The sequence below is a fragment of the Acinetobacter sp. YH01006 genome (assembly GCF_013420445.1).
GTDB classification, from domain to species: Bacteria; Pseudomonadota; Gammaproteobacteria; order Pseudomonadales; family Moraxellaceae; genus Acinetobacter; species Acinetobacter pseudolwoffii.
This window is the reverse complement of sequence record NZ_VOYB01000005.1, coordinates 98,225-119,683: the sequence shown is the minus strand read 5'-3', so window position 1 is coordinate 119,683 and position 21,459 is coordinate 98,225. Positions and strand designations below refer to the sequence as shown.

The window sequence follows — 21,459 nt, the reverse complement described above, 5'->3', positions numbered from 1 at the left end:
TCGGCTAACGATGATTTTGACAATCGAAGAGCCCTAAGTCATATTAGGGCTCTTTTTTATTGCGTATTTGAACAGGTGCTGTGGCTATGAAATTTGGCGTGTTGGTGTTAATGATTATATTTCTGGCAGTGTTGGTGGGTCTGTTCTATATGAGTTTTAAAATACTGAATAAAGTACGTCAGGAAGAACGTGCAGAAAATGCAGCCAAGCATCCACAACGCCAGTTGCACCCGAAATTGCAGGCGGAGCTTGAACAGCGCAAAAAAGAACAGGAACAGGCTGAACACGATCAGAATAAATAATTCGGCATGCTTTAGTGGAAGCTGAGTCCAGTTTTAAATAAAAGCGGTATGTTGAAAATTGTAGAAAAGGTGAGGTATTGATCACCTTTTTTTCGGTCTTAGTTTAGTTCTGCAATTCTATTCAGAAATAGCGATATTCTTCACTGCAATTGCGCGCGCTGCACCAAATTCAAAACGATCAGGCCAGTTACACACATCGGCGACCACACATTCATGACATTTCGGTTTACGGGCAATACAGCAATAACGGCCATGTAAAATCAGCCAGTGATGAGAATCAATGATAAATTCTTTCGGAATCACTTTGACCAGTCGATGCTCAACTTCAAGCACATTTTTACCTGTAGCCAATCCGGTACGGTTACCAACCCGGAAAATATGTGTATCCACCGCCATGGTCGGTTGACCAAAGGCAGTATTCAGCACCACATTGGCCGTTTTCCGTCCCACACCCGGCAAGGCTTCCAGATCCGCACGATTATCCGGTACCACGCTGTTGTGCTTCTGAATCAGCATCTCACAGGCTTTAATTACGTTGACTGCTTTTGAGTTATATAAACCAATGGTCTTGATATATTCCTTCAAGCCATCCACACCAAGCGCATAAATCGTTTCCGGTGTATTGGCGACTGGAAACAGTTTGTCCGTGGCCTTATTCACGCTGACATCGGTGGCTTGGGCAGACAGAGTCACGGCGACCAGTAATTCAAAGGGATTGGCATAATTCAGCTCGGTTTTCGGATTGGGGCGCTGTTCACGCAGGCGTTCAAAAAAGGTCTGAATCTGTTTTTTGGTCATGTTTTTTACAGGTTTTGTGCTCGCAGTGGTCATGTACTTATCCCTGTAAGGTCTGTAATTTTTCAGCTAATTCTGTCAGTTGCAGGCGTTTGCTGGCATCTTCACGAACCGAAAGCTGTTTTTCCAGCTTTTTAATTTGGGTGCGTAGTTTTGCCAGTTCAATCGTGGTTTTAGAATCTAGCGTAATCGGAGTATTCGCCGGCTTATTCACAACTTCAATCACAGGAAGCTGCTCATTTAAAGCAGAGAACTGGGCAAACAGGGCGGTATTGATTTCTGCACGGACGACTGGGCCCTTGCGGTCAGTACGGCGTTTTTCTTCACGCTGGATATGCGCATAATAGCGCTGACGTAAATCGTCCTGCTCAGCAATACGCTGTGCTTCAGTCGGCAAAGGCTGTGGGTCTTCGACCAGATCGATACAGTCAACCGGACACGGTGGAATGCACAGTTCGCAGCCAGTACACAGATCGGTCAGAATTGTATGCATAAGTTTGCCGGCGCCAATAATCGCATCGACCGGGCAGGCGCTAATACATTTGGTACAGCCAATACATTCATCTTCACGAATTACGGCTTTGATGCGCTGCGGGCGACCATCGGCTTGAACTGGCCAGACACTTTTTTCAGCCCTAAGTTCAGGACGATTTAATAATGCAGCCAAAGCATCGGCAACAGGCTGTCCGCCTGGCACACATTTATTGGCATTTTCACCCTCAGCAATCGACTGGGCATAAGGTAAACATCCGTCACGATGACCACAGAGTCCACATTGGGTTTGAGGGAGTAAAGCATCAATCGATTGGACCAGAGAAATTGGCGAATTCATGAATAACCAGAGCTGCTCATGCTGAGCTTTGCAGTAAGTGAAACAAAATATGTCGAGTTATGCATTTTAACATATTTTTAAACTCCTAAGTCGTGCGCAATTAAGGGTCAAGTTATGCCTTATTACTAGGCATAAATCTGAATCTAAGCCTTGATTCAATTGGCATTTCCTGACATAGAAAAAATATTCATAATCAATATAAATATTTGTTATCAAATTAATTTTAAAGTATTTTCAAAAAAAGTATTGTAGATTAGTTACAAAAGATATTTAATATTTTGCGCCAAAATTTAACATTGATTGTAAATTTGACCAATTTTGATCCATTTTCTGCTGAGGATTAAGCGTTGAAATACAACACACTTAATGAGTTCCTAGATTACGTAAAATCACGTGATGCACACCAACCAGAATTTCTTCAAGCTGTCGAAGAAGTGATGACCAGTTTGTGGCCATTCATTCAAAAGAATCCACAATACGCAGCACATGGTTTGCTAGAACGTCTAGTTGAGCCAGAACGTGCGATCCAGTTCCGAGTTTCTTGGGTAGATGACCAAGGTCAAACTCAGGTAAACCGTGCGTTCCGCGTACAATACAACTCAGCGATCGGTCCATTTAAAGGTGGTATGCGTTTCCACCCTTCCGTGAATCTTTCAATCCTAAAATTCTTAGGCTTTGAGCAAACATTTAAAAATGCTTTAACCACACTTCCTATGGGTGGTGGTAAAGGCGGTTCTGATTTTGACCCTAAAGGCAAATCAGAAGGCGAAATCATGCGTTTCTGCCAAGCTTTAATGATCGAGCTATATCGTCACCTGGGTGCGAACACAGATATCCCTGCAGGTGATATTGGTGTGGGCGGTCGTGAAGTGGGCTATATGGCCGGCATGATGAAAAAATTAAGTAACGACACTGCATGTGTATTCACCGGTAAAGGTTTAACCTTCGGTGGTTCATTGGCGCGTCCGGAAGCAACGGGTTACGGTACTGTGTATTTCGCTGAGGAAATGCTCAAGTCTCGTGGCGAAAGCTTCAAAGACAAAGTTGTCGCAATTTCAGGTTCTGGTAACGTTGCGCAATATGCTGCTGACAAAGCGTTGTATCTGGGCGCGAAAGTGGTTTCACTTTCTGACTCTGCGGGTACGGTTCACGTCAAAGACGGTTTCACTGAAGCATTGCTTGCTGAAGTGATGGAACTTAAAAACGTAAAACGGGGTCGTATTTCAGAATTTGCCTCTAAACATGGTTTTGAATATCTGGAAGGACAACGTCCTTGGGGTATTCCATGTGATATCGCACTGCCATGCGCGACTCAAAACGAACTGGATGCGGAGGATGCTGAAAAGCTTCTCGCAAATGGCGTGATCTGTGTCGCTGAAGGTGCAAACATGCCTTCAACCTTGGCTGCTGTAGAGAAATTCATTGAAGCGAAAACGCTTTATGCGCCAGGTAAAGCATCAAATGCAGGTGGTGTTGCCACTTCTGGTCTGGAAATGTCGCAAAATGCATTGCGTTTAGGCTGGACCTTTGAGGAAGTTGATGAGCGTTTACATGCGATCATGAAAGAAATTCACCGTAACTGCGTAAAATTCGGTACCAAAGAAGACGGTACTGTGAACTATGTAGACGGTGCCAATATTGCAGGCTTCGTAAAAGTGGCTGATGCAATGCTTGCTCAAGGCGTATTCTAAGTCTGATTGAGTGTCGCTTTAAAAAAACCGAGGCCATAGCCTCGGTTTTTTTATGGATAGATATTTTATAATGAACCTTTCACGGCTTCGCGCTCGACTGCCATGTCATAAATATAAGCATATTTAGATTGATCTGCCGCAGGGTTCTTAATTTCAAAACGTTTTAGCCGAATAATCTGGCGTTCATTCGGTGAATGCTGAAAACCTTCAATCTGGTCATAGAATAATGTCCAGTCCTTATCGACCTGGGTCTTCAGACCGTTTTGATCATATTTAACCTGTTTAACTTGCAAGCAGCTTTGCTGAGCCACACCGGTACATGATTTTGTATCTGGGGAAATTTCCAGAAAAATTGTTTCAGCTTGCCCCTGATATCTGGTTTCCGGAGTCATTTTCCCGGTAAATTCATATTTTTGACCATCGGCAGCGGAAAGCGTTAGGGTCGGCTGGTCAAGGTTCGTGGTATTGAGCGCAAAAGGAATTGCACGTTTTTGTAAAAGCTGGCTGACAAAGCGTTCCTGTTGCATCAGTGCGGTATCGCAGGCCATTTCGGTTCCTATGACTTCGCTGGTGCTGATAATATTATCTTTCACTGACCAGTTTGTACTGAGTCCATTACAGCCCGTCACGGCACTCAGGCGGCCTTGAGCATCGAAACTGAGCACGATTGGCCGTTCCAGCCCGCGATCTAGTTGCCAGTGGTAGGCAGAAAGAAGCTGATTTGCACTTTTTTGTTGTAGGGTAGCCACTGTACGATCTCCAGCCTGCTGGATATCACCCGACTGACAGGCTGCAAAAGTTAAAGGTAATAATGCCAGTACAATAAATTTTAATTTCATGGATTTATAATAAAGAACAAAGAATTGAAATGATAACGGATGCATTTCTAAAAGATATGGATACATATCGCAGATTTTGGTTGCAAAATGTATCCAAATTTAAAAGTTAAAATTTTGAGTTTTCAATCAAGATTAATCGAAGCGGTAGACATCCATGCCGAGAGAACCCATGCTAAAACTGCTATGCACCAGACTAAAGCGGCTTCCGGTCCCCATCGCAAAGAAGATCGGGGCAAAATGCTCCAGTGTTGGATGATTACGCGCCATGTGTGGAATATTGGACCAGTCCAGTATCGCATCATAATCGCTATGGGCCAGTTTATGAACGACAAAATTGCGGAAATCTGATGCCCATACCGGTACATCAGCCGCCGTTCCATCCCAAGACAGTTCACGTAGGTTATGCGTGATACTGCCTGAACCAATCAGCAGGATTTGCTGCTCACGTAGCGGTGCCAGACTTTGACCAATTTTATAGATTTCATCGGCACTCATCGACATGGGCAAGGAAATTTCAACCACTGGAATATCCGCATCCGGATACATATGCAGCAGCGGCATCCATACGCCATGATCACGTGGACGAGTACTATTGGCATGTGCAGCAAAACCGGCATTGGCCAGCAAACCCAAGATCTGCTCGGCCAGTTCAGGATTTCCTGGTGCAGGATAGCGTAATTGATACAGCTCTGGCGGAAAACCACGGAAATCATGCCAGGTCTCTGGTCGAATACCGCTACTGACTTCCAGTGCCTCACTTTCCCAGTGCGCTGACATGATAATAATCGCTTCCGGGCGTGGCAGGTTTTCGCTTAAACGATGCAAGGCAGGACCCACTTGCTCAGGATTCAGCGCCAGCATAGGAGAGCCATGAGAAATAAATAAGCCGGGCAACGTTTGTAAGTTCATAAGTCAAACCACATCTAGAAGATGTCTCAATAATGCATTAAAAATAACGAAAAAAGCAGGGGGAATTATTCAACAAAACGTTGCATAAAAAGAACGCTTCAGCAACGTCATTAACCTGCACGATGGTAGGGATGATTATGGTTAATGGTCATTGCACGGTACAGTTGTTCAATCAGCATCACCCGAACCATGGGATGGGGGAGTGTGAGCTTAGAGAGGGACCAATGCCATGCAGCAGCTTTACGTACTGCTTCCGAATGACCATCTGGCCCGCCAATCGCCAGTACCACATCATTGCCTTCCAGCATCCAGCCTTTCATGGTTTCAGCCAGTTTTTCGGTACTGAACTCACGTCCACCCACTTCTAGCGCGATCAGGATTTCGTTCTGCTTGAGTGCATTTAAAATGCTGTCACCCTCAATATTTCGATATTTCAGGATATCCGCTTCAGAATCATTTTTGCCGCGCTTGGCCATGGGCAGTTCAATAATCTGGGTCTGTACAAAGGGCTGAATACGCTTGAAATAGTCTTCAAAACCAGTCAGCACCCATGCTGGCATTTTTTGACCAATGGTCAGGATACGGATTTTCATACAGACAGATCAATAATTGGATACTTCATTATAACGATCAAACAACACGAAGTTGAGTCGGGAAACAAATTGAAATTGAAATGAAGGATTTAGTGCTGCTTTAATGTCCTGAGTTCAAGTCTCCGCTTGATAAAGGAATGGATAATAATAAATGCGGACTAAGGTCATCATAAAAGGATGTTGTACTTGGCTGCTGTTGGTCATCGGTCTAATCGGCTCAAGTTTCAGTGCTGCCAATACCAACACACGCGCTCAAATTTCTCATCTGGAATTATTTTTCAGCCAGATCATGAGTGTCGATGAATTTCGAAATTACAAGAATGTTAAAGAACTGAATCGAGTGTCTGCATGGATTAAAGGACAGATGCAGCGTTTTGGCATTCCCTGTCAGTTTCAGGTCTATGTAGTTAATAGCCTAAGCTATCGAAATGTCATTTGCCATTTAAATGCTCAGGCCAAAACCAAAATGGTCATGGGCACGCATTATGATGTCTTTAGTGATCGATATGGTGCTGACAATAATGCCTCGGGAGTGGCAGGTTTACTGGAAACCGCAAGATTATTGGCCTTGCAAAAATCCAAGCTCAAACATGAGATCGAATTTGCTTTTTATACCTTGGAAGAGCCGCCTTTTTTCAAGACAGAACATATGGGCAGCTATATTCATGCCAAGTCGCTCAAGAAAAAAAAGCAGAAGCTGAAAGGTGTGGTGATTCTGGATTCAATTGGCTATTTTGATGAAAATCTGGTGCAGACTTATCCGGTGGGGTTGAAATGGATTTATCCAGATCATGGGAACTTTATTGCCGCGATTGGTCATTTGGCCTCGACCGGAATGACCGGAGATTATTGTACTGCCATGCAAAGTCTTAACCGTCTGGAATGTCAACGTTTTATTAGTCCAACTTTTGCTCAGGATATGAATTTTTCTGGTTATCTGAATTATGCCAAATTCAATTATTCGACCATGTTAATTACCGATACGGCGCATTATCGTAACCCTTATTATAATACTGAGCTGGACACCTTGGATAAACTGGATCTGAAAAAGATGACCTATGTGATTGATGGGCTGGTAGCGATGGCCTTGCAACCTTAATCAATTTCTTTACACAATAAAAAACCCTGCCGGAGCAGGGTTTTGGCAAATCAGCTCATCTTAATGACGGGCTGCTTTCGCTTCTTCTTTGGTTTTTACAATCGGGGCTTTCACCAAGGCTTTTGGCAAAGAGATGAGGGCCAGCGGTAAGATCTCATCAATCGATTTCACGGCTTTAATCTCTAAACCATCTTTTACATTTTCAGGAATTTCCGCCAAATCACGTACGTTTTCCTGTGGAATGAAGACCAGCTTGATGCCACCACGATGGGCTGCAAGAAGTTTCTCTTTCAAACCGCCAATACGTAATGCACGACCACCCAGACTGGTTTCACCTGTCATCGCGATATCCGGACGAATCGGAATCCCGGTAAATGCAGATACCAATGCAGTGGTCAATGCCAAACCTGCGGATGGACCATCTTTCGGTGTCGCACCTTCCGGTAAATGCACGTGCACATCGGTTTCTTCAAAGCGGGACGCTTCGATGCCAAGCTCATCTGCACGGGTACGTACCACAGTCATGGCAGCGGTAATTGATTCTTTCATGACATCGCCAAGAGAACCGGTGGTAATGAACTTGCCTTTACCTGGAACGGCTGCAACCTCAATGGTCAGCAATTCGCCACCCACCGAAGTCCAGGCCAGACCATTGACACGGCCGATTTGTGCTTCTTCTTCCGCCATACCATAGTCAAATTTATGTGCGCCCAAGTAATCTGGAAGATTGCCTGCTGTCACTTCAATCTGAAGGTTTTTGGCTTTTTTGCTCACCGCTTCTTTGACCACTTTACGTGCAATTTTGGATACTTCACGCTCAAGGCTACGTACACCGGCTTCACGGGTATAACGGCGCACGATGTCACGAATCGCTTCTTCATGCACGGTCAATTCTTTGGCACGTAGACCATTGTTCTTGATGGCTTTAGGAACAAGGTAGCGGTCCGCAATATTGACTTTCTCTTCTTCGGTATACCCCGGAAGACGAATCACTTCCATACGGTCTAGCAGGGCCTCAGGAATGTTCATGCTGTTTGCGGTACAGATAAACATTACTTCAGACAGGTCTAGATCAAGATCTAGATAGTGATCGCTGAACTTGTTGTTCTGTGATGGATCAAGTACCTCAAGCATCGCAGAAGCCGGATCGCCACGGTAGTCTTGCGCCATCTTGTCGATTTCATCGAGCAGGAACAACGGGTTTTTTACACCTACTTTAGTCAACGACTGCACAATTTTACCTGGCATCGCACCGATATAGGTACGACGGTGACCGCGAATTTCAGCTTCGTCACGCACGCCGCCCAGCGCCATACGCACGAACTCACGACCAGTTGCTTTGGCGATCGATTCACCGAGTGAAGTTTTACCAACACCTGGAGGACCAACCAAGCATAGAATCGGACCACGCAATTTTTTCACACGCGACTGAACTGCCAGATATTCGACAATGCGATCTTTGACATCGTCCAGACCATAATGGTCTGCATCCAGAATTTCCTGTGCCTTGTTCAGGTTAATGCTGACTTTGCTGGCTTTATTCCAAGGTGTATCCAGAATCACTTCCAGATAGTTGCGTACCACAGCAGCTTCACTTGAAGCAGGCTGCATTGCTTTCAGTTTACGGAATTCAGCTTCTGCTTTTTTACGTACATGCTCAGGCAAATCTGCTTCAGCAAGACGTTTTTCAATTTCAGCGACATCATCTTCCGCGCCGCCGTTCATATCAGAAAGCTCGCGCTGAATGACTTTCATTTTTTCATTCAGGAAGTATTCGCGCTGGTTCTTTTCCATCTGACGTTTAACAGAATCATGCAGGGTTTGCTCAATCTGTTGTTCTTCAGACTGTTGCAATAGATAAGTCATCAGCTCAGTTAAATGCGCTTCGAATTCATCATGTTCCAGGAATTTTTGTTTGACATCAATATTCAATGGAACACGGGTCGCCACGAAGAATAATAACTGTAACAGGTCTTCAATTTTGTTGGCTGCGGTAATCAGTTCACGCGCATTACGAAGTTTCGCTTCTGCATATTGAGCAAAAAGCGCACGTAATTCTTGCAAGCGCACGGCTTGAGTGTCTTCATCCACCGTAACGGTCATTGGGCTGAGTTCATGTTCTGCTGTCAGATACTCATTTTCGTCAATGATGGTTTTCAGTTTGGCACGGTGCAGTCCTTCAATCAGGACTTTGATACAGTTTTCATCATTTTCGTGATTCACAACTTGCACAATCTTCGCGACAGTACCGTATTGATATAAATTGTCGTGATCAATTTCTTCTGTAAGCGAATCTTTTTGCGCAACTACAAATACTAGATTGTCACTGTTACGAGCCACATCAACTGCATTGATCGATTTTTCACGACCGACAAACAGCGCAATTTGCATATGCGGATAAACCACCACATCACGCAGCGCCAAAAGGGGTAGTACACTTGGAACCTGAGGCTCTAAGGTTTCTTGATTCATAATAATTTCAGACATGAGCACTCCTAATGAGTGACAACGGTGTTGCCATGTTTTAATAGTGATGGGTAATTTAAAAAATACAAGGGGCGTTAAGATTAAATTGTATGAAAAATGACTAATTATGTGATTTTAAAGTAGTTCACAACAGGGAAATTGAAAAATTAGCGTTTGAAAGCTAAAAAAACAGTCGGGGTAATTAAGGCATCGAGGGGCTGATCCCATTTTTCCCGTTTTAAAGGCTGTGCCAGCAGCTGAAAATCATGCGCCAGACCCAGACGGAACGGGCGGGCACGGGCAGAGGCCAAGGTGCGATCATAGAAACCGCCACCCATACCAATACGTGTACCTGAATAGTCACAGGCCAGCAGTGGCATGATCAATAGATCCAGTCTGGAAACATGCACGCCACGGGTGCTCATCGGCTCCTGCATTCCCAGACGATGATAGGCAAAGCGCCTGTTACGATATTGATGCTGGCTAATCCGAACCCAGACCAGCTGCTGATTCATGTCGCAAATTGCAGGCAGATAGATCTGTTTGCCCAGTTTAAAGCAGCTTTCAATAATGGCTTGGGTATGAATCTCACCAAAGGCATGCAGGTAAATACCGATACGCTTGGCATGCATAAACTGTGGACTGCGTAAAAGGTGGTTTAGTACTTTTTGTGCAGCTTGCCTTTGCTCAAATTTAGAAAGATGACGACGTGTTTTACGCAGGTATCGTCTTAATTCTTGAATGGTCATAAGGCAAAAGCAGATCTAACAAAAGTGTGCTCTAGTCTAAGTGGGAATTCGGGAAAAGTAAAAAATAATTGTGATCTTCGTTCTGCTATGACGAGCTATAAAATTATTTAAATTCAGCAGATTTTGCCATGAATCTAATCTGTTTCAGCTTGATTAAAATTGGTCAAGCTAGGGCATTGAGTTATTTGCTCCTTAAAATGCCATATTTTTTATTTTCTCTGAGTGATTGGTTTCTACATCATCCTTTTGCTGTTTATAAAACATATTTTGATTAATAAAGCTACAAATCTGAAACAGGGTGATTGTGTTTTTGGGTGAAATATAGAGAAAGGGTGAGCTGATTGCTTAACCCGATAGATAAAAACATTGTACTTAGGCAGAGCGCGTAAGACCTGGATCAATGGAGATGAAACATGATGAAGATTGCCAAGAACACCATCTGCCTTTGGTATGAAAATGATGCTGAAGCTGCTGCACGGTTTTATGCCGAGACCTTTCCCGATTCCTCGGTTGGCGCGGTACACCGTGCACCCGGAGATTATCCAGCCGGAAAAGAAGGCGATATATTAACTGTCGAATTTAGGGTGCTGGGTGTTGCATGCGTGGGGCTGAATGGTGGCCCGACATTTCAGCATAACGAAGCTTTTTCATTTCAGGTCGCGACGGAGGATCAGCAAGAAACCGACCGTTACTGGAATGCAATCGTTGGCAATGGGGGGCAGGAAAGCGAGTGTGGCTGGTGTAAAGACAGGTGGGGCATTTCCTGGCAAATTATACCCATCGCACTCATGCAGGCATTGGCCAGTTCTGACCGTGCCGCTGCCAAGCGCGCCTTTGATGCAATGATGAGCATGCAGAAAATTGACATCGCCGTGATCGAAGCGGCAGTTCGTGGTTGAGCTGTGAAAATCTGATTAGCCGTTTCACTGGCTTGGTAGCGCAAGCCTATTCAACTGTTCGGATCATCTACTTTGGTTATTTATGTAAAGCATAGCAGACAAATATCGCACTTTCTGGTGCATCAATTCCCCCCAATTTAGGATCATCCAAGTCTGGTCTAAACTTAAATACTCATCAAAAAATGGGCTTTTCTTTTGAACAGTATCTGAAACCTTAAAACAGAGCTTTGCTTGGATGAACTACAACAATCCCTGAATCGAATGGCTGATCAGAATTCTTTTAGCTCTTGTGCATCATGCTGCTACGACAAAAAAACAAATCTACTTCAAAATTGATAACCAATTCATAACCAGAAAAAACATCAAGCCACTAGTGGCATCTCCAATTGTTTTTTAAAGTAATTCGATGACGATAAAAAATAACAAGAGATAAAAATGCCTATTCAGCCGGTTCACTTTTTTTTGCCTGGTGCAGGCTTGGCACTTCTGCTGGCGATGACGGCTTGTACTATGCCATTCAAGTCGCCAATTGCTGACAGTTATGGTTCCCAGCCACAGTTACCCAAACCAAAATCCAGCTTGCTGCCTACAGTCAATATTGCACCTGCCAAAGGTTGGCCTGAGGGCAAAATGCCCACTCCCGCTACAGGTTTAAAAGTTCAGGCATTTGCCAAAGGGTTGCAGCATCCGCGCTGGATCTATGTATTGCCAAATGGTGATGTGCTGGTGGCCGAAACCGATGCACCACCTAAGCCTGATGATAGCAAAGGAATTAAAGGCAAAATCATGAAATGGGTAATGCAGCGAGCCGGCTCATCGCATCCGAGTGCTAACCGCATTAGTCTGCTTCGTGACAATAATGGTGATGGAGTCGCTGAACAAAAAACTGTATTTTTACAGAATCTCAACTCTCCATTTGGCATGGTACTGGTCGGCAATATGTTGTATGTGGCCAATACTGATGCCCTGATGCGCTTTCCTTATCAAGCAGGTGCTACTCAAATTACTGCAACCGGCACCAAAGTACTGGATTTACCGGCGGGTCGTTTAAACCATCACTGGACCAAAAATGTCATTGCCAATCCTACGGGCAGCAAACTCTATATTACGGTAGGTTCCAACAGTAACGTAGCTGAAAATGGCTTGGATCAAGAAGAAGGTCGGGCACTGATCATGGAATTTGACCTGGCCAATACTCAAGCACGACCTTTTGCAACCGGACTTCGTAATCCGAATGGTATGGACTGGCAACCACAGAGTGGCAAACTCTGGACGGTAGTCAATGAGCGTGATGAGCTCGGCAATGATCTGGTTCCAGATTATCTCACCTCGGTTAAAGACGGTGCTTTTTATGGCTGGCCCTATAGTTATTATGGCCAACATGTAGATACACGGGTCAAGCCGCAAAACCCTGCACGGGTGGCACGGGCAATTCCACCAGACTATGCTTTGGGTAATCATACAGCATCATTGGGCTTAAGTTTTTATACAGCAGATCTAATGCCTCATTATCGAAATGGTGCACTGATTGGCCAGCATGGCTCATGGAACCGCAAACCGCATAGTGGCTATAAAGTGATTTTTGTTCCCTTTCAAAATGGCCAGCCTTTCGGTCAGCCTCAAGATGTCTTAACCGGATTTTTAAGCGAGCAGGGCAAAGCATTTGGGCGCCCTGTTGGTGTAACCGTAGATTCTGCAGGCGCTATTTTAGTGGCTGATGATGTCGGTGACGTGATTTGGCGGGTATCACCCTTGAATACGGCTGCCAAGTAGCAATCAGTTTTCACCTAAACAGCCCAAAGATGAGGGGTTTCAGTCGAGTGAAAAGCTGCTGGGCAGCGCGAGTGAAAGCAAGGTCTTTTTCATAAAAACGTCAAGACGATAACTGAAAATATAAGTTCGCCAAGCTGATTTAAAATAATTTTTAAGCTGCATTTAAGCTAACTGAATTAGGCTTTTGAGATGTTTTTTAGAATGATACAGCATGCATATTTTTTTTGATAACACTAAAAAGAGCGAACACAGAGTCCAGTAAAAACTGGATATTAAAATTGCAAACACGAACACAAGAGGGTATTTAAAATGAAGTTGATGATTGCCTTTATTTTCCCCTGGTCCTTATTTATGACCATTCACAAACCGGTTGAAGCAACAATATGTCTCATGCTGCAGATTTCAATTTTAGGCTGGATTCCTGCCGCAATCTGGGCCATGTTTATTTTAGATCGAGATCAAATAACTTGAAAATTCAATGTGTATTTAAAAGAAAGTCAAAGCGATTTTCTTGTTAAGCATTTTATAGGCCTACCAGATAATGGTATGAATAAAATGAACTTTGAGAAATGACCGAGATAAATACTGAAATATAAAACTGAGAGAAAGTTTAGAAAGGATTTTAAGAGAATTATAAGTATATTTTAAGCAAAAAATTAAGTACTCCGAAGATGCCGCTGCATGTCGTTACCCTGAACCCGATGAGTTCAAGGTGGACGCGACGCATACTTGCTGGGTTTCCTGCACGAAGGCAGGCATACACTCTAAATATGCAGAACGCATCCGGAGATATAAGTATCGGCAGGGATATAGACCCGCTGGCGAACACCTCAGAGATAAGTTAATTATAAACGATAATGTCGGTGTGGCAACTCTATGCTGTTCATGAACTGTAAACAGTTCAGCCAAATGGCCGAAGTTTAAACAGAATATGAGATTATTCTGTTAGTTCCTCAACTTCTTCTAAAATGGTTTGTAACAAACGCTCGCAATGCGCATATTGTTGCAGTGATCTGTTCATGTTCAAGACTTCCTGCATCAGCTCAAGTGCCACCATGATAATCAGCTTGCTGGGTTCCATGCGTGGTGCTTTACGACGAAATTCATCGTATTTATCATTCAATAACTGTGCCGCGCGCTCTAATTCTTCCTGCTTGTCAGGAGTAGAGGCCAGACGGAAACTATGCCCCAATACTCTGAGATCAATTGCAATTTGTTCACTCATGATGAGGCTTCCTCAGTCACTTCAGTCGGATGGGCCAGTTGTTGGATTTCTTGTGCATGATGATCCTGCGCAGTACCGAGAATTGCCAGACGTTGAATAATCGCCTCAACTTTGGCTTTGGCATTTTCATTTTTCTGGGTTAAACGCTCAGATTCCTGATTGAGGCGCTGAATTTCCTGTTGGGCATGACGCTGCTCGATCAGCATCTTTTCCTTCAAAACCCGCAGTTCATTTCGTTCAGCCAGAATTTCCTGAAAACGGTTTTTCAGATCGGTACAGCTTTTTTCCAGACGGCCATAACGGTCTGCCAGTGCAGTTGCATCATTATTGAGCAGTTGAAACTGGGCACGAGAATCTGTCAGCTGTTCGGTCAGGTGTTCATTTTCTTGTTGTTTTTGCGCAATCACGCTGTTCTTTTGTTCAATTTGCTGTTGATGTTGCACCATGGAAGAGTCTTGCTCTTCGCGCAAACTGGAATTCTCACTTTCAAGCCGTGCGAGTCGCGTTTTTAACACGCCAATCTGCACTTGTAGACGCTGTAATTCTTCTAACATATCGAGGTCGCACAGTGTTGCAAACAGAGGTAATATATAAGCAGTATAGAGATTGGATAAACGAATGCAAGACGATATTTCAGGTTGGACCGAATGGCACCGCAATTTTTCTTCAATTGAGGAAATTTCTAGCCCGAGTGAACTGCATGGTTTGCTGACCGGGATTGTTTGTGTCACCCAGGCACCGAGCAGTGAAGAATGGTTACAGATTTTAGAAACACTGGATGTGCCTGAACTGGATGCCGAAGCATTAGAACTGTTGACTGGCGAAGCTGAAGATGTTTTCCATGCATTGTCTGAAGATGAACTGGATTATTTACCTTTGCTTCCAGATGATGAGCATGTGCTCTCAGAACGTGTGCAGGCATTGGCGGACTGGTGCGCAGGCGTGGTGTTAGGTTTTGGTCTGGCTTCTGGTCATATTCGTCAGGACGAAGTAGAACTGATTGAACATTTACAAGATGTTGCAGCGGTTGAATTTGAAGACTCAGACGATGATGCCGAAGGTGAAGAAAGCTATCAGGAATTGTATGAATTTGTGCGCCTGATTCCAGTGAGCCTGTCTTTGGGACGTAAGAAAGTGGAGGTTGAGGAAACGCCACTCTTGCAGCAATTGACACAAAAAGTGCAGCCTCAGGTTTCTGCTACAGAGGCGCAAAGCGTGGTCGAAATTTTCTCGCCTAAACGTCCAAGCTAACTAAATAGTTAGCTATGTCATCACACTGCTTGAAATCAGGCATATATTTTGCTGTTTCATTAGAATATATGTTCTGTTTTCAAGAGAATATTTCAATAAAAGCATGAATTGACAAGAAGTAAGGTGTAATGAAGAAATTAACACAAGCTGATTTTCAGGAACGTCGCAGTATTCTCGCAGGGGAAATTGGTTTACGCAGTATTGCGATTATCGCGACCAGTCCGGTGGCGATGCGTAACCGTGATGCAGATTATAAATACCGTGCAGACAGTAGTTTCTTCTATTTAACCGGATTTTCAGAACCTGAAGCTGTGGCTGTGATTGAAACCTTTGACACTGAAGAAGAAGGCTATAGCTATAGTTTATTCTGCCGGGAACGTAACCGGGAAATGGAAATCTGGAATGGCTATCGTGCAGGGATTGATGGGGCGATGCAGGATTATGATGCAGATGAAGCCTATCCGATTGATCTGCTAGATGAAGGAATTCTGGAAAAATTACAAAATAAAGACCAGTTATTTTATCGCATTGGCCACAACGCGGATTTTGATGCACGTGTAGCGAAATGGATTGCGACTGCAAGTGGTGAAAGCCGGCGTGGTACGTCTGCACCTGCTCAAGTGATTCAGCTGGATCGTATTATTGACGAAATGCGTCTGCATAAAGATGACAATGAAATTGAACTGATGCAAATTGCTTCAGATATTTCGGCAGATGCACATACTCAAGCGATGCGAGCAGTACGTCCGGGCATGATGGAATATGCACTCGAAGCCGAGCTGAATTATATTTTCGGCAAGAATGGCGGTGTTCCGGCCTATAACAGTATTGTCGGTGGCGGTGAAAATGCCTGCATCCTGCACTACGTAGAAAATGATAAAGCGCTGAAAGATGGTGATTTGGTGTTGATTGATGCCGCGGCTGAATATCAGCTTTATGCTTCAGATATTACCCGTACCTTTCCAGTGAATGGTAAATTCAGTCCGGAACAGAAAGCCTTGTATAACGTGGTACTGGATGCCCAAATCGCTGCGATCAATGCCGTGCAAATTGGCAACTCCTATAAAGAACCGCACAATGTTGCTGTGCGCATCCTGGTGCAAGGTCTGCTTGATCTTGGCTTGATGCAAGGTGATATCGACGACATTATAGAAAAAGAAGCTTTCCGCCAGTTCTACATGCATGGCACGGGTCACTGGCTTGGTATGGATGTGCATGATGTTGGCGCGTATAAGGTCGATGGTGAATGGCGTCCGTATGAAGAAGGCATGGTGGTCACCGTTGAGCCGGGTGTATATATTGCACCTGATGATGAAACTGTGGATGCAAAATGGCGTGGCATTGGCATCCGGATTGAAGATGATGTCGTGGCCACTGCAAATGGCCCGCTGGTATTAACCGCGAAAGTCGTGAAAACGGTAGAAGACATTGAAGCATTAATGGCGAAAGCACAGGCTGCTTAATTTTAGAAGCATGAAAAGCCGATCCTTAGATCGGCTTTTTTTATGACTGCTTTAATAGATTTGAAGCCAGATCTTTTGAGAGATTGCGCAACGATAGTAAAAAAGATTTCAATCACATTTATCACGAACAAGTCAAATAAAACTCACCCAGTTAAAATTTGCAGCTTAAAAATTGACAGGAATTCAACACAGAAAATCGGTTTTTAGCATCAAAGCTACATATTAAATGCGCTTTGCTTCTCATACTTTCTCTGATCCTTAAATAAACTTAAAGAACAGCAGGAGAAGACTTATGAGACTAAATACGATTGACTGGATTGCTTATGCTTTAACAATTATTGGTGGCATCAATTGGGGTTTAATTGGTGCATTCGACTTTAATTTGGTTGCTGCAATCTTTGGTGATATGACTGCGCTTTCTCGAATTGTTTATGTACTGGTTGGTTTGTCGGCATTGTACCTGATCTATACCGGTACGAAATTAGGAAAAACAGTGCATCACACTGAGCCGCATAGCCGAGTGGTGCGTTAATACGCCAACGATTAATCTATATGACTTACATCCCTACAAGGTTGATTTTAAATAATTAAAATTCGGCTTGAGTGGATGGAATAGTTATCAATAAAACGGAGCTGAGGCTCCGTTTTTATTATGGTGATTTGAGCTAGATGACTGGCTGACAGAGACGGCATTTTGGGTGTTTGGATAGCCATAAAATAGCGGAGTTATGAGGAAAAAACGTCCATAAACAAATGATTTTTTTACCTCCAAGCTGTAGATCTTAGTTCTCCTTAAAAGCTAAGCGACGATTTAAAAAAATAAATGTTGTGCCAATTTTAGTCATACAAAACTATAAATTTAGCTGAAAGTTACAGTTCTTATCTAAAATTTAAGTCTGCATTATTTACTATCATTCTGATTCATTGCATGATCTGAATGAGTCGAAAAATTAATCTTTAAAACTACAAAAGCATATATCTGAATATCTTTGATTCTGAGTAAATAGCCCATGCTCTTAAACGCTCTACCGGTATTTAATCGAAATGTCGCGACTTTAATTGGTCTTTCTGCGGTCATCTTCTGGAGTACGAATGTTGGCTTAATTCGTAGTGTCAGTGAGAGTTTTGGAGCGGTCGCAGGTGCTGCCCTGATTTACAGTGTGGCATCCATTATTTTATTTTTTACCATCGGTCTACCCAAGCTTTCTACTATTCCAAAGCCTTATTTATGGTGGGGAAGTCTTTTATTTGTTGCTTATGAATTATGTTTTGCCCTTTCTATTGGTTATGCTCAAAATAGTCGGCAAGCCATTGAAGTAGGGATGATTAATTATCTATGGCCGACTTTTACCTTATTATTTGCAATCATTTTTAACAACGTTAAAGCCAATCTCTTAATTCTTCCTGGTTGCCTATTGGCCTTGGTTGGAATTTGTTGGGTTTTAGGCGGAGATACCGGCTTTGATCTCTTACAAATATGGAGCAATTTGAAAGCTAATCCTCTTAGTTATGGTTTAGCTTTTGCTGCAGCGGTTTTGTGGGCTGCATATTGTTCCGTGACCGTAAAAACTTCTCAAGGTAAAAACTTGGTCACGATATTCTTTGCCCTTGCTGCGGTTGTGCTCTGGATCAAATATTTCCTGATGAATGGAGCAGCGCTTAATTTTACTTATGATAATACCGTCACTTTGATTATGGCAGCCGGAGCTTTAGGTTTGGGATATGGTGCCTGGAATATTGGAATTATTTCTGGAAACATGACATTAATGGCGGGTGCTTCCTATTTTACTCCGGTGTTATCTGCTTTATTTGCAGCATTATTGCTGAGTACGTCTTTGTCTTTTGGTTTTTGGCAGGGTGTGGCAATGGTTACGGCTGGAGCAATTCTATGCTGGTTGGCCACCCGGAAACAATAAACATCAGAGGCGAGACACGCTATTTCATTATAAAAAAGAATTTTTTTGAGCTAATATAAAATCCATCATGATTATAAGTATCTATTGACTTAGATACGACATTGAAAGGATTACAGCATGCAACAAGAAGTCATCATTGTCGGTGGTGGTATGGTGGGCTTAAGCCTCGCACTGATGTTGGCGAAAACCAATATTGCAGTCAAACTTTTGGAAGCCATCAAATATCCAGATTATGATGATGAACATCTTGCCCCGTATCATTCCAGTTTTGATGCGCGTAACAGTGCCTTGTCGCGCCGTAGTGTACAGATCTATCAGGAACTCGGCCTTTGGGATGCACTACAGCAACATGCCACACCAATTCTGGAAGTCAATATTACCGAACAAGGCAGCTTTGGTAAGGCATGCCTAAAAGCAGAACAGGAAAAAGTCGAAAGTTTCGGTCAGGTGATTGAAAATGCCTGGCTCGGCCGTGTGCTGCTGACCCAAGTGAAAAAACAGCCACTGATTGAACTGATTGATGGTGTACAAGTCACATCGCTGACCCAAGATGCCGATTGTGCTTATATTCAGGCGCAGCGTGGTGAATCTGAGCTGACTTTACAATCTAAACTGGTCATTGCCGCAGACGGTCGTGATTCTTTCTGCCGTAAAGCATTGGGCATTGGTACTTCAGAACACGATTATAATCAGGTCGCGATCGTGACTACAGTACAAACCTCGAAGCCCCATGGTCATGTCGGTTTTGAGCGTTTCAGTCATTTAGGCCCTTTGGCGTTATTGCCATTGCCGGGTGAATATCGCCGTTCCGTTGTCTGGCCGGTAAAAAAAGGCACAGAAGGTGAATGGTTGGGCGATGAAAATGATCAGCATTTTCTTGATGCCTTGCAGGACACTTATGGTGATCGTGCCGGAAAATTCCAGAAAACCGGTCGCCGTTTTAGCTTCCCACTCTCTCAAGTCCTGGCAGAAAAACAGGCCGTTGGCCGTGTGGTATTGATGGGCAATGCTGCCCATACCATCCATCCTGTCGCCGGACAGGGCTTTAACCTGTGTATGCGCGATGCTTATGTGCTTAATCGCTATTTGGCAGAGCAGCTTGAGCAGGGTGCTGATTTAGGCAATGCAGCCATGCTACAGGACTACGAAAAATCACGCCTGAAAGATCAGCAGCGGGTCATTAAATTCTGTGATTCAGTGGTACGCGGTTTTAGTAACCAGAATCCATTCCTCAAACTGATGCGTAACACAGGCTTAATCTGCTTTGAAAATATTCCAGGCATTAAACCTTTGGTTGCGAATTATGCCATGGGATTAAAAGCATGAGCTTAAATCAAAATAACGAAATCTTGGATGTGGTCATTATTGGCGGTGGACTGGTTGGTGGACTGACTGCACTTCTGCTGGCGCAAGGTGGTGTGCAGCCTACAGTTTTAGACGCTGCCCCAATTTTAGACGCAGATAAGACATTAGATGTGGCAAATCCACGTGTTTTGGCACTGAGTCAGGCAACCATTCATCTATTAAAAATAGTCGGCATATGGAACAAACTGGCACGTCAGCAGCCTTATACCGGTATGCAGGTCTGGAATAAAAATGGCTATGGTGACATTAATTTCGGCCAGCCTTCAGAAAAAACACCCTCAGTAGAACAGGCCTTAGGCTCGATGGTAGAGCCGAGTATCCTGAATCTGGCTATTCAGCAAAAGATGCTTGACGATGTACAGGATTACCGTACTCAGGTTAAAGTCAGCCGGGTAGAACGTGGAGTCGGTGTCTGGATCATTCATCTGGCCGATGGCACACAGCTTAAAACCAAACTGGTGATTGGTGCAGATGGTGCCAACTCCTTTGTCCGTGAGCAAGCTTTCATTGATATTGATGTGCTGGATTACCAACAGGCCGGGATCAGCTGTGCGATTCAAACTGTACAGCCCCATCAGCATATGGCGCGCCAGATTTTTCTGGAAACTGGCCCTCTGGCTTTTTTACCGATGGCCAGCTTAAAAAAAGAAGAGCAGGGACATTGGCAATCCATCGTCTGGACTTTGCCGGATGATTATGCTGAAGAATATGCAGGGTTGTCAGATGCTGACTTTACACAGCTATTGACCCGTGAAAGTCATCATATGCTCGGTGAGGTCGTACAAGCGACACCACGTGCGACTTTTCCATTAAAAGCACGTGCCGCCCAACACTATGTTCAAGATGGTCTGGCTTTGATTGGTGATGCTGCCCATGTGATTCATCCGCTGGCAGGTCAAGGGGTGAATATTGGCTGTCTGGATGCTGCCGTGCTCTGTGATGTATTGCTGCATGATCAGTCACGTGGTGTTTGGGCACATGAGCAAAGCCTGAAGCGTTATGAGCACCGCCGTAAAGGACAAAACGATGCCATGATGCACAGCATGTCTGCGATTGGCTGGATGGAAACGACTTCATTTTTCCCGATGGTTTGGGCACGTAATTTCGGTCTGAAACAGGTAGAAAATCAGCCAATGTTAAAAGATGTATTTATGGCACAGGCCAATGGTCTGAGTTTACTTAAAGACACACGCTATGCAGCTTAACGTTGAAATGTAAATTTTTTAAACAAACATCCATAAAGAGTAACGATTTTGTTTAAAAAAAATACGATTTTTTAATATTTGGTACTA

The 21,459-nt window shown here is 43.8% G+C and carries 21 protein-coding genes and 1 other RNA gene; 12 read left to right on the top strand and 10 right to left on the bottom strand.

What is annotated here, in order from left to right; translation table 11 throughout:
• Positions 1-86: 86 nt before the first annotated feature.
• Positions 87-302 carry a hypothetical protein gene (locus FTT73_RS06485; protein WP_100534398.1) on the top strand — a complete coding sequence of 72 codons (216 nt, stop codon included), beginning with the start codon at positions 87-89 and terminating at the stop codon, positions 300-302.
• Between the two features lie 117 nt (positions 303-419).
• Here FTT73_RS06485 and nth read toward each other — a convergent pair whose 3' ends face one another.
• The gene (gene nth, locus FTT73_RS06480) at positions 420-1,133 is read right to left on the bottom strand and encodes an endonuclease III (protein ID WP_100328794.1); all 714 of its coding nucleotides are present in this window, start codon (positions 1,131-1,133) and stop codon (positions 420-422) included.
• A gap of 4 nt (positions 1,134-1,137) precedes the next feature.
• Entirely contained in the window at positions 1,138-1,929 is a 792-nt protein-coding gene (locus FTT73_RS06475) for an RnfABCDGE type electron transport complex subunit B (protein ID WP_180191171.1), read from the bottom strand.
• Positions 1,930-2,276: 347 nt separating this feature from the next.
• Between FTT73_RS06475 and gdhA the strand changes: the two genes are divergently transcribed.
• The gene (gdhA, locus tag FTT73_RS06470; protein ID WP_074383062.1) at positions 2,277-3,620 is read left to right on the top strand and encodes an NADP-specific glutamate dehydrogenase; all 1,344 of its coding nucleotides are present in this window, start codon (positions 2,277-2,279) and stop codon (positions 3,618-3,620) included.
• A 65-nt stretch (positions 3,621-3,685) separates the two neighbouring features.
• On the opposite strand, the gene FTT73_RS06465 is transcribed toward gdhA, so the two are convergent.
• The 3 genes from FTT73_RS06465 to rlmH form a co-directional block, all read right to left on the bottom strand.
• Entirely contained in the window at positions 3,686-4,459 is a 774-nt protein-coding gene (locus FTT73_RS06465; protein ID WP_034609074.1) for an META and DUF4377 domain-containing protein, read from the bottom strand.
• A gap of 132 nt (positions 4,460-4,591) precedes the next feature.
• Positions 4,592-5,368 (bottom strand): class III extradiol ring-cleavage dioxygenase, encoded by a 777-nt coding sequence (locus tag FTT73_RS06460; RefSeq protein WP_005096339.1) that lies wholly within the window; start codon positions 5,366-5,368, stop codon positions 4,592-4,594.
• 110 nt (positions 5,369-5,478) lie between these two features.
• Positions 5,479-5,961, bottom strand: a complete 483-nt coding sequence (rlmH, locus tag FTT73_RS06455) for a 23S rRNA (pseudouridine(1915)-N(3))-methyltransferase RlmH (RefSeq protein WP_005096341.1) — start codon at positions 5,959-5,961, stop codon at positions 5,479-5,481.
• Between the two features lie 151 nt (positions 5,962-6,112).
• Here rlmH and FTT73_RS06450 point away from each other — a divergent pair, with 151 nt between their 5' ends.
• On the top strand, positions 6,113-7,060 hold the full coding sequence (locus FTT73_RS06450) for a M28 family peptidase (protein ID WP_180191170.1): 948 nt from the start codon (positions 6,113-6,115) through the stop codon (positions 7,058-7,060).
• Positions 7,061-7,120: 60 nt separating this feature from the next.
• On the opposite strand, the gene lon is transcribed toward FTT73_RS06450, so the two are convergent.
• Both lon and FTT73_RS06440 read right to left on the bottom strand, forming a co-directional pair.
• Positions 7,121-9,547: an endopeptidase La gene (gene lon / locus FTT73_RS06445; RefSeq protein ID WP_005171885.1), complete on the bottom strand. Its 2,427-nt coding sequence runs from the start codon at positions 9,545-9,547 to the stop codon at positions 7,121-7,123.
• Between the two features lie 146 nt (positions 9,548-9,693).
• Positions 9,694-10,275, bottom strand: a complete 582-nt coding sequence (locus FTT73_RS06440) for a 5-formyltetrahydrofolate cyclo-ligase (RefSeq protein WP_180191169.1) — start codon at positions 10,273-10,275, stop codon at positions 9,694-9,696.
• Positions 10,276-10,691: 416 nt separating this feature from the next.
• Here FTT73_RS06440 and FTT73_RS06435 point away from each other — a divergent pair, with 416 nt between their 5' ends.
• The 3 genes from FTT73_RS06435 to FTT73_RS06425 all read left to right on the top strand — a co-directional run bounded on the left by FTT73_RS06435 (position 10,692) and on the right by FTT73_RS06425 (position 13,418).
• Positions 10,692-11,174, top strand: coding sequence for a VOC family protein (locus FTT73_RS06435; RefSeq protein WP_180191194.1), 483 nt, complete (start codon positions 10,692-10,694; stop codon positions 11,172-11,174).
• A gap of 495 nt (positions 11,175-11,669) precedes the next feature.
• A complete protein-coding gene (locus FTT73_RS06430; protein ID WP_257232860.1) occupies positions 11,670-12,947 on the top strand; it encodes a sorbosone dehydrogenase family protein in 1,278 nt (425 codons plus the stop codon).
• A 309-nt stretch (positions 12,948-13,256) separates the two neighbouring features.
• A complete protein-coding gene (locus FTT73_RS06425) occupies positions 13,257-13,418 on the top strand; it encodes a YqaE/Pmp3 family membrane protein (RefSeq protein WP_005096350.1) in 162 nt (53 codons plus the stop codon).
• A 188-nt stretch (positions 13,419-13,606) separates the two neighbouring features.
• Here FTT73_RS06425 and ssrS read toward each other — a convergent pair.
• From ssrS to FTT73_RS06410, 3 genes are all read right to left on the bottom strand, one after another.
• Positions 13,607-13,787, bottom strand: a non-coding RNA gene (ssrS, locus tag FTT73_RS06420) — 6S RNA.
• Between the two features lie 97 nt (positions 13,788-13,884).
• Positions 13,885-14,172, bottom strand: a complete 288-nt coding sequence (locus FTT73_RS06415) for a cell division protein ZapA (protein WP_004279505.1) — start codon at positions 14,170-14,172, stop codon at positions 13,885-13,887.
• On the bottom strand, positions 14,169-14,726 hold the full coding sequence (locus FTT73_RS06410; RefSeq protein WP_100328787.1) for a hypothetical protein: 558 nt from the start codon (positions 14,724-14,726) through the stop codon (positions 14,169-14,171). Before FTT73_RS06410 ends, FTT73_RS06415 begins: the two co-directional genes overlap by 4 nt.
• A gap of 64 nt (positions 14,727-14,790) precedes the next feature.
• Here FTT73_RS06410 and FTT73_RS06405 point away from each other — a divergent pair, with 64 nt between their 5' ends.
• From FTT73_RS06405 to FTT73_RS06380, 6 genes are all read left to right on the top strand, one after another.
• Positions 14,791-15,423, top strand: coding sequence for a UPF0149 family protein (locus FTT73_RS06405; protein WP_005096352.1), 633 nt, complete (start codon positions 14,791-14,793; stop codon positions 15,421-15,423).
• Positions 15,424-15,551: 128 nt separating this feature from the next.
• Entirely contained in the window at positions 15,552-16,886 is a 1,335-nt protein-coding gene (pepP, locus tag FTT73_RS06400; RefSeq protein ID WP_005096353.1) for a Xaa-Pro aminopeptidase, read from the top strand.
• Positions 16,887-17,178: 292 nt separating this feature from the next.
• Entirely contained in the window at positions 17,179-17,418 is a 240-nt protein-coding gene (locus tag FTT73_RS06395; protein WP_005096354.1) for a DUF378 domain-containing protein, read from the top strand.
• A 478-nt stretch (positions 17,419-17,896) separates the two neighbouring features.
• Positions 17,897-18,802, top strand: coding sequence for an aromatic amino acid DMT transporter YddG (gene yddG / locus FTT73_RS06390; RefSeq protein WP_074383056.1), 906 nt, complete (start codon positions 17,897-17,899; stop codon positions 18,800-18,802).
• Positions 18,803-18,919: 117 nt separating this feature from the next.
• Positions 18,920-20,128: a 2-octaprenyl-6-methoxyphenyl hydroxylase gene (ubiH, locus tag FTT73_RS06385; RefSeq protein WP_180191167.1), complete on the top strand. Its 1,209-nt coding sequence runs from the start codon at positions 18,920-18,922 to the stop codon at positions 20,126-20,128.
• Complete coding sequence (locus FTT73_RS06380; RefSeq protein ID WP_180191166.1) at positions 20,125-21,372, top strand: FAD-dependent monooxygenase; 1,248 nt, start codon at positions 20,125-20,127, stop codon at positions 21,370-21,372. Before ubiH ends, FTT73_RS06380 begins: the two co-directional genes overlap by 4 nt.
• The last annotated feature ends 87 nt before the right edge of the window (positions 21,373-21,459 follow it).